Annotated in this window: 12 protein-coding genes and 1 riboswitch; of the genes, 3 read left to right on the forward strand and 9 right to left on the reverse strand. The window is 41.3% G+C overall.

Features of this window, described 5'->3' with window-relative positions; genetic code table 11:
- Positions 1-26: 26 nt before the first annotated feature.
- Positions 27-767, reverse strand: a complete 741-nt coding sequence (locus N8M95_RS06335; protein ID WP_070482830.1) for a MerR family transcriptional regulator — start codon at positions 765-767, stop codon at positions 27-29.
- A gap of 340 nt (positions 768-1,107) precedes the next feature.
- Between N8M95_RS06335 and N8M95_RS06340 the strand changes: the two genes are divergently transcribed.
- On the forward strand, positions 1,108-2,448 hold the full coding sequence (locus N8M95_RS06340; RefSeq protein WP_023947248.1) for a sodium-dependent transporter: 1,341 nt from the start codon (positions 1,108-1,110) through the stop codon (positions 2,446-2,448).
- Positions 2,449-2,487: 39 nt separating this feature from the next.
- On the opposite strand, the gene manA is transcribed toward N8M95_RS06340, so the two are convergent.
- The 3 genes from manA to N8M95_RS06355 form a co-directional block, all read right to left on the reverse strand.
- Positions 2,488-3,432, reverse strand: a complete 945-nt coding sequence (gene manA / locus N8M95_RS06345; protein ID WP_261069948.1) for a mannose-6-phosphate isomerase, class I — start codon at positions 3,430-3,432, stop codon at positions 2,488-2,490.
- Between the two features lie 120 nt (positions 3,433-3,552).
- Complete coding sequence (locus tag N8M95_RS06350) at positions 3,553-4,992, reverse strand: 6-phospho-beta-glucosidase (protein WP_261100744.1); 1,440 nt, start codon at positions 4,990-4,992, stop codon at positions 3,553-3,555.
- Positions 4,993-5,200: 208 nt separating this feature from the next.
- Positions 5,201-5,461 carry a SemiSWEET family transporter gene (locus tag N8M95_RS06355; protein WP_001291472.1) on the reverse strand — a complete coding sequence of 87 codons (261 nt, stop codon included), beginning with the start codon at positions 5,459-5,461 and terminating at the stop codon, positions 5,201-5,203.
- 326 nt (positions 5,462-5,787) lie between these two features.
- Between N8M95_RS06355 and N8M95_RS06360 the strand changes: the two genes are divergently transcribed.
- Entirely contained in the window at positions 5,788-6,132 is a 345-nt protein-coding gene (locus N8M95_RS06360; protein WP_000913393.1) for a lipopolysaccharide assembly protein LapA domain-containing protein, read from the forward strand.
- A gap of 165 nt (positions 6,133-6,297) precedes the next feature.
- Here N8M95_RS06360 and N8M95_RS06365 read toward each other — a convergent pair whose 3' ends face one another.
- The 5 genes from N8M95_RS06365 to N8M95_RS06385 all read right to left on the reverse strand — a co-directional run bounded on the left by N8M95_RS06365 (position 6,298) and on the right by N8M95_RS06385 (position 11,928).
- Positions 6,298-6,645, reverse strand: a complete 348-nt coding sequence (locus N8M95_RS06365) for a VOC family protein (protein WP_261116816.1) — start codon at positions 6,643-6,645, stop codon at positions 6,298-6,300.
- Between the two features lie 154 nt (positions 6,646-6,799).
- Complete coding sequence (gene spxB, locus N8M95_RS06370) at positions 6,800-8,575, reverse strand: pyruvate oxidase (protein ID WP_261116817.1); 1,776 nt, start codon at positions 8,573-8,575, stop codon at positions 6,800-6,802.
- A gap of 322 nt (positions 8,576-8,897) precedes the next feature.
- On the reverse strand, positions 8,898-11,141 hold the full coding sequence (locus N8M95_RS06375) for a heavy metal translocating P-type ATPase (RefSeq protein WP_000136345.1): 2,244 nt from the start codon (positions 11,139-11,141) through the stop codon (positions 8,898-8,900).
- Positions 11,142-11,150: 9 nt separating this feature from the next.
- Positions 11,151-11,522, reverse strand: a complete 372-nt coding sequence (locus N8M95_RS06380; protein ID WP_000935061.1) for a cupredoxin domain-containing protein — start codon at positions 11,520-11,522, stop codon at positions 11,151-11,153.
- A 10-nt stretch (positions 11,523-11,532) separates the two neighbouring features.
- A complete protein-coding gene (locus N8M95_RS06385; RefSeq protein ID WP_261116818.1) occupies positions 11,533-11,928 on the reverse strand; it encodes a CopY/TcrY family copper transport repressor in 396 nt (131 codons plus the stop codon).
- 183 nt (positions 11,929-12,111) lie between these two features.
- Positions 12,112-12,210: riboswitch (TPP riboswitch) on the forward strand.
- Positions 12,211-12,293: 83 nt separating this feature from the next.
- Here N8M95_RS06385 and thiD point away from each other — a divergent pair.
- On the forward strand, positions 12,294-13,085 hold the full coding sequence (thiD, locus tag N8M95_RS06390) for a bifunctional hydroxymethylpyrimidine kinase/phosphomethylpyrimidine kinase (RefSeq protein WP_261116819.1): 792 nt from the start codon (positions 12,294-12,296) through the stop codon (positions 13,083-13,085).
- The last annotated feature ends 68 nt before the right edge of the window (positions 13,086-13,153 follow it).

Raw genomic sequence — 13,153 nt, forward strand, 5'->3', positions numbered from 1 at the left:
AAAATCGGAAGAATGCTCCTCCGATTTTATTTTGTCTGAGTTTGGACATAATAGGCAATCACATCTGATGTGTACTGGGCTGTTCCAGGTCCAAATTTGTCAATGTTTTCCTTAAATTCTGGGTTGTAGACGTAGCCTTTACCGATATAACCAAATACCTCAATAGAGCAGTCAAATCCATAAGTACGGATGGCTTGCAAGAGTTTAGCGGCTTCTTCTTGATTTTCGGTTGCTGTTACAGGTAGACCAGCTTGAAGATTTTGTGACAAGGCTCGAAAGACTTGATTGAAGGCAGCCGTAGCTTCGTCTTCGTGACCTTTTTGGCGCTCCAGCGCTTGGTCCATGACTTCTTGTCCATATTTCTCTACCGCCTCTTGGTGGTATTTTTGATGGTCTTGGTAGTTAAATCCAGCAAATTTCTCTTGAATGCTCATTTCTCTTTCTCCTTTTTGTTCTTGAATGGTTTTTTGCAAGGTTGAAATCAAGGTATCCAGATGTTCCCTTTCTCGAGTCAAATAGTCCAACTGCCTGGTCAAATGAGGCAATAAATCTTCTCTTTCTTCCTTTAATAGCTCTGCTATTTTTTCTAAAGAAAAACCTAGATATTTGTAATAAAGAATAACCTGAAGGCGTTCCAAATCCTCCTGACTATAGGTTCGATAGCCATTTTCCGACTTTAAAGGAACCAAAAGTCCTATCTTATCGTAGTGGTGTAGGGTCTTGACAGAGACGCCCGAAAGCTGGGCAGCTTCTTTTATATGGTACATGATTTCCTCCTTATACTCAATGAAAATCAAAGAGCAAACTAGGAAGCTAGCCGCAGGCTGTACTTGAGTACGGTAAGGCGACGCTGACGTGGTTTGAATTTGATTTTCGAAGAGTATTACATTGATAGTATAACCCCTCCCCCTAGGTCAGAGTCAAGCGTTTTTGCGAAATTTTTTACTTTATCATAACATGAAAATGGTTTTCTTGACAGACCTTAGAAAACATGATAGGATAGTCAAGTCTATCAATCAAAAGAAAGGCTCATTTTGAGTACTGATGAGGCTATTTGCCAAGGGCAGTAGCTTTTTCTTTTGTAATACTAATTTTAGGAGTTTAACTATGTCTGAAAAATCGCAATGGGGTTCTAAACTGGGCTTTATCCTAGCATCTGCTGGTTCAGCCATCGGACTTGGTGCCGTTTGGAAATTCCCCTACATGACTGCTGCTAATGGTGGAGGAGGCTTTTTACTTGTCTTTCTCATTTCCACTATTTTAATTGGTTTCCCCCTTTTGCTGGCTGAATTTGCTCTCGGCCGAAGTGCTGGTGTCTCAGCAATCAAAACCTTTGGAAAACTCGGCAAGAATAGCAAGTACAACTTTATCGGTTGGATTGGTGCCTTCGCCCTCTTTATCCTCTTATCTTTCTACAGTGTTATTGGAGGATGGATTTTAGTCTATCTAGGCATTGAGTTTGGGAAATTGTTCCAACTTAGCGGAACTGGTGATTATGCTCAATTATTTACTTCAATCATTTCAAATCCAGCCATTGCCCTAGGAGCTCAAGCGGCCTTTATCTTATTGAATATCTTTATTGTATCACGTGGGGTTCAAAAAGGGATTGAAAGAGCATCGAAAGTCATGATGCCCCTGCTCTTTATCATCTTTGTCGTCATCATCGGTCGTTCTCTCAGTTTGCCAAATGCCATGGAAGGGGTTCTTTACTTCCTCAAACCAGACTTTTCAAAACTGACCAGTGCTGGTCTCCTCTATGCTCTGGGACAATCTTTCTTTGCCCTTTCACTAGGGGTTACAGCCATGCTGACATATGCTTCTTATTTGGATCAGAAAACCAATCTAGTCCAGTCAGGAATTTCTATTGTAGCAATGAACATCTCGGTGTCCATCATGGCAGGTCTAGCCATTTTCCCTGCTATGTCAGCCTTCAATATCCAATCTGAAGGGGGACCGAGCTTGCTCTTTATCGTCTTGCCTCAACTCTTTGACAAGATGCCTTTTGGAACCATTTTCTACATCCTTTTCCTCTTGCTCTTCCTCTTTGCGACGGTCACTTCTTCTGTCGTCATGCTGGAAATCAATGTGGGAAATATCACCAATCAGAATAACAGCAAACGTGCCAAATGGAGTGCCATTTTAGGAATTTTGACCTTTGTCTTTGGAATTCCTTCAGCCCTATCTTACGGTGTCATGGCAGATGTTCACATCTTTGGGAAGACCTTCTTTGACGCTATGGACTTCTTGGTTTCCAATCTCCTTATGCCATTTGGAGCTCTCTGCCTTTCACTTTTTACAGGCTATATCTTTAAAAAGGTTCTTGCAATGGAGGAACTCCATCTCGATGAAATAGCATGGAAACAGGGACTGTTCCAAGTCTGGCTATTCCTTCTTCGTTTCATCATTCCAATCATCATCATCGTGGTCTTTATCGCCCAATTTATGTAATCAAAAGGACTTGAGTAATGAACTCAGGCCCTTTCTTTTTTATGGATGGCTAACAATCAATTCCAAATCTTGTCCTTCCAAGGTCCAAGCTTCAACATCACTTGGTAGGATAAAGTGGCTACCTTTTTGGATTGGATAGTTTTTTCCGTCAACAGTCAGTTGACCTTGACCAGCTAAGACACTAAACAAGCTGTAGTCAGCTGTCTTTTCGAAGTCAACTTTTCCAGTAATTTCCCACTTGTAAACTGCAAAGAAATCATTGGATACAAGGAGAGTGGAACGCAAATCATCTGCTTTAACAGTTACAGGACGGCTATTTGCAGGCTCACCAATGTTCAAGACATCAATGGATTTTTCAAGGTGAAGTTCACGCAAGTTGCCATTATTATCCTTACGGTCAAAGTCATAGACACGGTAGGTTGTGTCGCTAGATTGTTGTGTTTCAAGGATTAAAATACCTGCACCAATAGCGTGCATAGTCCCACTTGGTACGTAGAAGAAATCTCCAGCCTTAACAGGCACTTTTGTCAGCAAGGCATCCCAGTTCTTGTCCTCGATTTGCTGGCGGAGTTCTTCTTTTGATTTGGCATTGTGACCGTAGATAATCTCTGAACCTTCATCTGCAGCGATGATATACCAGCATTCTGTTTTTCCGAGCTCGCCTTCATGTTCTAGACCATAGGCATCGTCTGGGTGAACTTGGACACTGAGCCAGTCGTTAGCATCCAGAATCTTAGTCAACAGTGGAAATACAGGTTCTGGACGATTGCCAAACAATTCACGGTGCTCTGCATATAAAGTAGCAAGATCTGTTCCCTCGTAGCGACCATTGGCAACTTTAGAGACACCATTTGGATGGGCTGAGATGGCCCAATATTCTCCGATTTTTTCACTTGGGATGTCGTAGCCAAACTCATCACGTAGCTTGGTACCACCCCAGATTTTTTCTTGCATAACTGATTGTAAAAATAATGGTTCTGACATGTCGATCTCCTGTCTGATTTTTCTCCCCTCATTATAGCAAAAAAAGAGTTCCAGTTGAACTCTTTTTCACATCTTATAAAGTAGGGAGAAGATTTTATAAAAATAGTGAACAAATGTGCTCTACTCAAAGCTTGCACCATTGCTGGCAATGACATCCTTGTACCAGTAGAAGGATTTCTTCTTGCTACGTTTGAGGCTTCCATGACCAGCATTATCTCGATCTACATAGATAAAGCCATAGCGCTTGTTCATTTCGCCTGTTCCAGCTGAAACCAGATCGATACAGCCCCAAGTCGTATAACCAAGCAAGTCAACGCCATCTTGGTAAATGGCATCTCGCATGGCCTTGATATGAGCCTCTAAGTAAGCAATCCGATAGTCATCTGCTACATGACCATTCTCATCCGGTGTATCCATAGCACCTAGACCGTTTTCCACGATGAACATTGGCTTTTGGTAACGATCCCAGATAGCATTGAGGGTGATACGAAGACCAAGTGGGTCAATCTGCCATCCCCATTCTGAGGATTCAAGATAAGGATTTTTGAGAGAGGCAAAGATATTTCCAGCAGTTAATTCTTTAACTTCTGGATCACCTGAGGCTACTAGACTTGCATAGTAAGAGAAGGAAACAAAGTCAACAGTATTGTCCTTCAACAACTCTAAATCTTCTGCAGTCATTTGAATCTCGATTCGCTCACGCTCCCACTGCTTCTTGGCGTAGTTTGGGTATTCCCCACGCGCTTGAACATCAATGAAGAAGTAACTCTTGCGGTCTTCCTCCATGGCTGCCCAGTAGTCTCTTGGATGGGCTGTGTTAGGATAGTATTGCCCTGCAGCCAACATACATCCCACCTTATTTTCTGGGTCAATTTCGTGGGCAATCTTTGTCGCAAGAGCTGAAGCTACCAACTCATAGTGTGCAGCCTGATATTTAACCAGTTCTTGATTTTCTCCTTCTTCAAAACAGAGCCCAGCTCCCATAAAGGGGGCATGGAGAATCATGTTGATTTCGTTGAAGGTAAGCCAATATTTGACCAAACCCTTATAGCGGGTAAAGAGTGTGCGACAAAGTTTTTCATAGAAGTCTAACATCCGACGATTGCGCCAACCACCGTACTCTGTAATCAAGTGCATAGGACAGTCGAAATGAGTGATAGTCACCAGAGGTTGGATACCATACTTGTGGCACTCCTTAAATAAATCCTCATAAAAGGCTAGACCAGCTTCATTTGGCACTGTTTCGTCGCCCTTAGGAAAAATCCGAGTCCAAGCAATGGATAGACGATAAGTCTTAAAGCCCATTTCCGCAAAAAGGGCAATATCTTCCTTGTAATGATGGTACATATCAATAGCTTGCTTGGCTGGGTAAAAATAGCCCTCCTCAAACGAAAACATCTTTTTCTGACCTGTGATAATGGCTTCACGATCTGGACCGATGGGGACGACATCCACATTCGCCAATCCACGACCTTCTAAATTATAAGCACCCTCACACTGGTTGGCAGCTGTCGCTCCGCCCCACAAGAAACCATCCGGAAAAGTCAGTTTTTCGGTCATAACTCTACTCACTTTCTTATTTGCTTGTTCATTTACTTATATTATAACTTATTCTGTAAACCTTTTCTTATAAAATACTGTGACATACTGATACTATTCTACTATTTAAGTTTATCAGATTGTTTTTTAAAAAATTATCCTCTAGAAAAAGTAAATAGCCTCCCCTGAAACAAAAAAGAAGACTGAAAACTAGTCTCCTCTGTTCCTTTTAAATCAAAGCTGTAATAACCGTCACTAGGCCAAAAATAATACCTGGTGCATTAGCTGCTGCAAGGGGGATATCTCTTTCTTTTTTGAAAAGACCGTAGTAAACCCAGAGACTACAGTTGATGGCAGCAACCAAGGGCTGGATGAAATTTCCTTTTTGACCAGCCAGATTGTTCATGATTTGTGGGAAGTAAGACACATACATCATAACAGACATAAAGGTCGCTACCCAACCTAAAATTTTCATTTGTTTTTCAGACATTTTCAAAACCTCTTTCATTTTTACTGAATCTTATTTTAAAATATTCTTTCAAAACAATCAAGTCTTTAAAACTTTTGTTATAAAGATATAAACTATCACAATCTTGTTATAAGAAAGAGGGAACAGAAAAAAGACCGAATTGCTCCGTTCTGTTTACTCAATCAAATATTAGAAAATGAATACTCCTTTTCAATGAATCGATTGATTGATGGTAAATAAGCCGTTAGAAATTATTGACAGTATCGAAATTTTCTAGTAAAATGAATTTTGTTAATACCTAAATGGTGTGTAGTTTTCTATCAACATAGTCAGGAGAAAAGGAACTTATGCTAAAAAAATTTAATGAATTGTCACTGAAAGATAAGGCTTATCTAATTGGCGGTTTGAGCTTATTAGTCATTGTGATCTCATTTGGTCTACTCAATCGTCAAACAGTAACTGTCAGTCTTGTCTTTACACAACTATCTGCTCCCTTGATTTTGGTGATTTTTACTTGTCTAGTAATCGGGATCATTGCTGGTAGTGCTATTGGTATTAGCTATCACCATAACAAGACTCAAGATCTGAGAAGCCGCATTGCTGAAGCAGAAGCGACTATCAATATAAAAGACAGGGAGCTTGTCCAGTACGAGGAACAGGTGCAACAATTAAAACAGGAAGCCAAACAATAAGTGTAGAAATCATAACCACCCGTGAAAACGGGTGGTTTTTTGTCTCGCACCTAACGGAGCGAGACGGACTGAAAGTCGCATAAATACAAAAAAGATCGAATTGCTCCGATCTTTTTAAGTTTCACTCCAAGAATGTTTAGATAAAAAATTTGATAATAGAATTACCTACTTCATACGATAAAAATCAATCACTAGACCAGCAGGGCCTTTAGCTAATAAGGACTCTGTTCCCCAATCGGTTACAGTTGGACCGTTTAAAACCTGGATACCAAGCTCGTTCAACCGTTTGTAGTTCTGGTCTACATCCTCAACCTCGATATGAAGAATGATTCCTGACTGAAAATCTTCCAAAGGAATCAAATGATTTTGGGACAACATCAAACAGTGACTGCCAATCGTAAACTGAGCAAAACTGTCATCAACATAATCGGACTTTTTATCCAAAATACGCTCCAAGTCAGCACAGACTTGTGGAACATCTGAAACGATAATATCTAATTGATTTAAATTCATTTACTATACTCCATAAAAAGACCGGATTGCTCCGATCTTTTTAAGTTTCGCTCTAAGAAAATCAAAGAATAAACAAGGCATCGAACCGCAGGCAGTACTGAAGTACGGCAAGGTGAAGATAACACAGTTTACATTTGATTTTCGACGAGAGAAATTATTTAATTGCGCGTGATTGCAACCCTTCTTCTTCCAAGAAGAGGCGGAATGGTACGAGTTCTTCTGCTTCGTATTTTTCCTTGAAGTCTTTGATTGCTTCTTCTGAGTGAAGTTTTGGATCCAATTCAAGTACTTCTACTGGAAGTGGACGGTGTGGAGTGATGCGAGCATCGATCACAACAGTTTTACCTTCTTTGTTGAGTTTAACAGCTTCTGCAACAACTGCATCGATGTCTTCGATACGGTCAACTGTAAATCCTACAGCACCTTGAGCTTCAGCGATTTTCGCATAGTCAGCATTAGGGAAGTCACAACCAAACAAGTGTTTGTTTGTGTCTTCGTATTTGTCCTTGATGAAGGCATATTTACCATTTGAGAAGACAACGTTGATAACTGGAAGGTCGTATTGAACGTTTGTGATAACGTCTGGGTAGCACATGTTGAATGCACCGTCACCCATGATGTTCCATACTTGGCGATCTGGATTGTCTTTCTTAGCAGCGATACCACCAGGAAGGGCAATACCCATTGTCGCAAAGAGTGGAGATGTACGCCACATGTTCTTAGGTGTCATGTGAAGGTGACGAGTAGATGTTTGAGTAGTGTCACCTACGTCGATTGAGTAGATAGCGTCTTGATCAGCATGTTTGTTGATTGCATTGTAAACTTGATACAATTGCAATTCACCCTCAGTTTTACCTTCGAGTTTGTTCATGTAATCACGCCAGTTTTGGTTGTTCTTAACGTTTGCACGCCACCATGGAGTAGATTCAACTGGGTTCACTTTGTCAAGGATAGCTTTAGCTGCTTGACCTGCATCACCAAGGATTGAAGCGTCTAGGGCATGACGTTTACCAAGTTTGTAAGGGTCGATATCGACTTGGATGAATTTTTCAGTATTCTTGAATGCTTCGTAAACTTCAGCAAATGGGAAGTTTGAACCAAGGAAAAGAACTGTGTCTGCTTCAAAGACCACTTCGTTGGCTGGTTTCCAACCAACACGGTAAGCAGAACCTGTCAAACCTTCATAGTGCCATTCGAAAGCTTCAAAGTTTTTACCAGTTGTGATGATTGGTGCTTTGATTTTACGTGACAATTCAGTAATCACTTCACCAGCTTTAACACCACCATAACCAGCATAGATAACTGGACGTTCAGCATTGTTCAAGATTTCAACAGCTTTGTCGATTTCAACTTCGTTCAAAGCAGGAGCGATAAATGAACGCTCGTATGAACCTGATCCATAGTATGAGTTTTCGTCAATTTCTTGGAAACCGAAGTTTACTGGGATTTCAACAACAGCTGGACCTTTTTTAGAAACTGCAGCACGGCAAGCTTCGTCAATTACTTTTGGCAATTGCTCAGCGTAAGCTACACGTTTGTTATATACAGCGATACCATTGTACATTGGGTTTTGGTTCAATTCTTGGAAAGCATCCATGTTGAGTTCGTTAACCGGACGTGATCCAAGGATTGCTAGGAATGGAGTGTTATCCATAGCTGCATCGTAAACACCGTTAATCAAGTGAGTCGCACCTGGACCACCTGAACCAACTGCAACCCCGATTGAGCCGCCGAATTTAGCTTGCATAACCGCTGCAAGAGCACCTGTTTCTTCGTGGCGAACTTGCAAGAAGCGGATGTCTTTGTCTTCAGCCAAAGCATCCATCAATGAGCTGAGTGTTCCTGATGGGATACCGTAGATAGTGTCTACGCCCCATGTTTTCAATACATTAAGCATTGCTGCAGATGCAGTAATTTTCCCTTGAGTCATAATGATAACTCTCCTTCAAATATTTTTAAATCTACTAAAAAAGGTTTCATATAGTTTTTGAAAACGTTTCAGTAAATTTTTACAATACTAATTTATCACATTTATTTTGACTTTACTAAGAATCTGCTCAGAAGTTTCTATTCTCTATTGCAGTACAGTTTGAAAATTTTTTTAGCTTCTGTTTTATAATACTCAATGAAAATCAAAGAGCAAACTAGGAAGCTAGCCACAGGTTGCTCAAAGCACAGCTTTGAGGTTGCAGATAAAGCTGACGTGATTTGAAGAGATTTTCAAAGAGTATAAAAAGCGAGCAAGCCCGCTTTTAATCTATTTTACTAAAGTTTAAGAGAAGGGAACTGGTCAGAACGGATACAGAACTAAAGGCCATGGCTAGACCTGCCAGTTCTGGATTGAGGGCCAGTCCAACACCTGAAAAGACTCCTGCTGCAATCGGAATTCCGGCGACATTGTAGATAAAGGCCCAGAAAAGATTGAGCAGAATTCGATTAAAGGTTTTCTTACTCATGTCAAATGCACGAACCACTCCTAGGAGGTTATTAGTTGTCAACACCAAATCTGCTGACTCGATGGCAATATCTGTTCCAGCTCCCATAGCAATCCCCACATCTGCTACACTAAGGGCAGGAGCGTCATTGATACCATCCCCAACAAAGGCTACTTTGCCAGACGCTTGTAGTTTATGGATTTCATGAGCTTTTTCCTCTGGCAAGACACCTGCAATGACCTCTTCGATTCCGATCTGATCGGCAATGGCACGCGCCACACCAGCATTGTCTCCTGTCAGCATGACTGTTTTAAGACCTCGTTTTTTCAACTGACTGATGGCAAGCTTAGCATTTTCCTTAGGAATATCTTGCAGAGCAAGCAAGCCTTTGATTTCATTCTCAACAGCCAAGAACACAACTGTCTTAGCTTCTTTTTCCAGTTGTTCTAGTTTTTCCTGATAAGTGCTAGAAATATCCATGCCATCCAGCATTTTAGCATTTCCAAGCAAAACTTGTTTTCCATTGATTTGCCCTGAAACACCTTTTCCGTGCAAGGCTTGGAAATTTTCCACAGTGTGAAGCTCAAGTCCAGTTTCAGTCGCTCGCTTAACAATAGCCTCAGCCAATGGGTGTTGAGAAGCTTCTTCCAAGGAAGCTGCCAATCCAAGCACTTCTACTTCGTCGCCGATGATATCTGTGACCACAGGTTTCCCTTCCGTCAAAGTTCCTGTCTTATCAAAAACAATAGTTTGGACTTTCTGGATTTCCTGTAGAACCGTTCCATTTTTGAGGAGAACTCCCATCTTGGCACTGCGACCTGTCCCCACCATAAGGGCTGTCGGTGTTGCAAGTCCCAATGCACAAGGGCAGGCAATAATCAGAACTGCTACTCCATAGAGAAGCGAAGACACAAAGCTCGCTCCAAGCACAACTACACTATCCCTGAGCAAGACGAACCAAACCCAAAAGGTCACAATCCCTAAAATGACAACTGCTGGAACAAAAATCCCTGAAATTTTATCCGTCAAGTCCTGAATCGGCGCACGACTTGTCTGAGCTTTCTTCACAAAATCCACAATCTGAGCCAAAACAGTCTCTGAACCAACTTTTTCTGCTCTAAAAACAAGTGTTCCACTATTATTGATGGTTGAACCAATGACGGTATCTCCAACTGTCTTGTCCACAGGCAGACTCTCACCTGTCACCATAGACTCATCAATACTAGAGATACCTTCTACTACGACACCATCAACCGCAATCTTTTCACCGGGACGCACTCGAATCAGGTCACCTACCTTGACTTGCTCCAAAGGGACTTGAACATAGTTATCCTCACGCAAGACTTCTGCAGTTTTAGCCTGCAAGTCAAGTAATTTCTCCACAGCTTGGGAAGTATTTTTCCGCATTTTCTCCTCAAAAACGGCCCCCATAAGAACGAAGAAGAAGATAAAGGCAGCACTTTCAAAGTAAACGGGGAGACCAGCGAAGAGGGCAACTAAGCTATAGAAATAGGCCACTAGGGTTCCCAGAGCAACCAAGGTATCCATGTTGGCATTGTGCTTTTTAAAACTAGCCCAAGCACTTTGGATATAAGGACCACCTGCTACTAGCATAATCGGTGTTGTGGCTAAAAAGGTTCCCCAACGCATGACTTGGTGACTAATTCCTCCTGTCGACATCCCAATCATGAGGATCACAAGAGGCACAGTAAAGATACTAGTAATCCAAAAACGCTGTAAAAGTGATAGAGATTTTCGAGTCTTCTCAACAACTGTATAACTTCCCTTTTGCATCTTCATACCACAAGAAAATTCATGTTGACCTAATTCTTGAGGGGTAAAACGAATTGTCTTCTCTTCATCCACGCCGATTGGTTCCAAGAGGCCTTCTTCTTCAAACAGAATTTCCTTATAACAGTTTGAAGGTGTCAAACGGTGAAAGGTGATCTCAGCAGGAACTCCTTTTTGCAGTTGAATGTGGGCTGGATGGTAGCCTTTGTCTGCCGTGATACGGATTTTTTGAACACCATTTTCAAGACTTGCTTTTACAATTTCAGTCATATCATTCTCCTATTCTACAATCATCTTACCGTGCATCATATTCATGCCACAAGAGAAACCATACTCTCCAGCCTGCTCAGGCGTGATTTCCACTACATACTCTTCCCCCATTGGCAGATCCGCATGTACACCAAAGTCTGGAAATACGATCTGATCCAAACATGGTGAAGGATCTTTGCGGTCAAAGACAATGCGGGCTGGCACTGATTTCTTGAGGATAATCAACTCAGGCGTATAGCCCCCCATGACCTCCACTCGAATCTCTTGGTAGCCGTTTTTTTGCTGGGCCTTTTGTCCAGATTTTTCAGGCTTTTTGAAAAACCAAAACAAGATAAACGCGATAAGGGCAATACAAATAATGGTTACAATACTATTTAACATGACGTCTCCTTTACATACAATTACATTTTACATCTGTTACAGCACTTGATTTCTTCTCAGAAATCACAGCTTCTAAGTCTCCCAAGTCTGCCAGAGTAAAATCACATTCCATAATCAAATCAGCCAACAAGTTCTTAATCCTACGGGAACAAACCTTGTCTTTGATATCTTGGACAAGTAAATCCCGACTTTGGTCCAAAGTTAAAAGGGCTGAATAGACAAAGGACTTACCTTCTTTTTTCCTCGTCAGACACTCTTTCTCAACCAAACGAGCCAAAAGAGTTTGAATGGTTGACTTGGACCAGTCGAACCGCTCCGCCAGAACCCTGATCAAATCCGTACTGGTCTGTTCGCCCTGCATCCAAATAATCTTCATGACCTGCCATTCTGCATCTGAAATCTGCATAACCACACCTCCTAAATCTACATTTGTCAATTACATTAAATAGTATACCCTCAAAATCTACATTTGTCAATTATGAAAATAAACTTTTCTTTGAAAAATTGAATTTTAAGCATTTGATAAAGGATTTTCAGTCAAATCTTACTATATAAACTATAAAAATATGCTATACTAAAGAAAAAAGAAAACAACCACTAGGGGTGCGTAAAGCTGAGATTAACAACTGTTAGATCCCTTTGACTCAATCTAGGTAATGCTAGCTGATGAAAGTGGAAATGATAATGGTGACTAACAGTCTTCTATTGCCTTCCTGAAACGGACTAGCTTGTTCTTAAGAATACAAACTTCAGTTGGTTGGGAGGTTTTAGATGACTTATTTACCCGTTACTTTGACCATTGCAGGTACTGACCCTAGTGGTGGTGCTGGCATTATGGCTGATTTAAAATCTTTCCAAGCTAGAGATGTCTATGGAATGGCAGTTGTGACCAGTCTTGTCGCTCAAAATACCCGAGGCGTTCAATTAATCGAGCATGTTTCTCCTCAAATGTTGAAAGCTCAATTGGACAGTGTCTTTTCTGATATCCCACCTCAGGCTGTGAAAACTGGAATGTTAGCGACAACAGAAATCATGGAAATTATCCAACCCTACTTAAAGAACCTTGATTGTCCTTATGTGCTTGATCCAGTTATGGTTGCCACCAGTGGAGATACTTTGATTGATACAAACGCAAGAGACTATCTCAAAACAAACTTGCTACCACTTGCTACCATCATCACACCCAATCTTCCTGAGGCAGAAGAGATTGTTGGTTTCTCAATCCATGACCCCGAAGACATGCAACGTGCCGGTCGCCTAATTTTAAAAGAATTTGGTCCTCAGTCGGTGGTTATCAAAGGTGGCCATCTCGAAGGCGGTGCTAAGGATTTCCTCTTTACCAAGGATGAGCAATTTGTCTGGGAAAGTCCAAGAATCCAAACTTGTCACACCCATGGTACTGGATGTACCTTTGCTGCAGTGATTACGGCTGAACTAGCCAAGGGGAAAACCCTCTATCAAGCAGTCGATAAAGCCAAGGCCTTTATCACGAAAGCCATCCAAGACGCCCCTCAACTCGGTCATGGTTCTGGCCCAGTCAACCATACAAGCTTTAAAGATTAAAAAAACTCTCTAGTTCCTACTTTAAGGGAATTAGAGAGTTTTTATAGTCTTCGAAAATCTCTTCAAAC

The sequence above is a fragment of the Streptococcus mitis genome (genome assembly GCF_946190325.1).
GTDB classification, from domain to species: domain Bacteria; phylum Bacillota; class Bacilli; order Lactobacillales; family Streptococcaceae; genus Streptococcus; species Streptococcus mitis_CF.

Coding starts and splice junctions, on each gene's coding strand:
- N8M95_RS06335 (WP_070482830.1), bottom strand. CDS start 767: ATGTACCATATAAAAGAAGCTGCCCAGCTTTCGGGCGTCTCTGTCAAG.
- N8M95_RS06365 (WP_261116816.1), bottom strand. CDS start 6,645: ATGAATTTAAATCAATTAGATATTATCGTTTCAGATGTTCCACAAGTC.
- manA (WP_261069948.1), bottom strand. CDS start 3,432: ATGTCAGAACCATTATTTTTACAATCAGTTATGCAAGAAAAAATCTGG.
- N8M95_RS06355 (WP_001291472.1), bottom strand. CDS start 5,461: ATGTCTGAAAAACAAATGAAAATTTTAGGTTGGGTAGCGACCTTTATG.
- N8M95_RS06360 (WP_000913393.1), top strand. CDS start 5,788: ATGCTAAAAAAATTTAATGAATTGTCACTGAAAGATAAGGCTTATCTA.
- thiD (WP_261116819.1), top strand. CDS start 12,294: ATGACTTATTTACCCGTTACTTTGACCATTGCAGGTACTGACCCTAGT.
- N8M95_RS06380 (WP_000935061.1), bottom strand. CDS start 11,522: ATGTTAAATAGTATTGTAACCATTATTTGTATTGCCCTTATCGCGTTT.
- spxB (WP_261116817.1), bottom strand. CDS start 8,575: ATGACTCAAGGGAAAATTACTGCATCTGCAGCAATGCTTAATGTATTG.
- N8M95_RS06350 (WP_261100744.1), bottom strand. CDS start 4,992: ATGACCGAAAAACTGACTTTTCCGGATGGTTTCTTGTGGGGCGGAGCG.
- N8M95_RS06340 (WP_023947248.1), top strand. CDS start 1,108: ATGTCTGAAAAATCGCAATGGGGTTCTAAACTGGGCTTTATCCTAGCA.
- N8M95_RS06375 (WP_000136345.1), bottom strand. CDS start 11,141: ATGACTGAAATTGTAAAAGCAAGTCTTGAAAATGGTGTTCAAAAAATC.
- N8M95_RS06385 (WP_261116818.1), bottom strand. CDS start 11,928: ATGCAGATTTCAGATGCAGAATGGCAGGTCATGAAGATTATTTGGATG.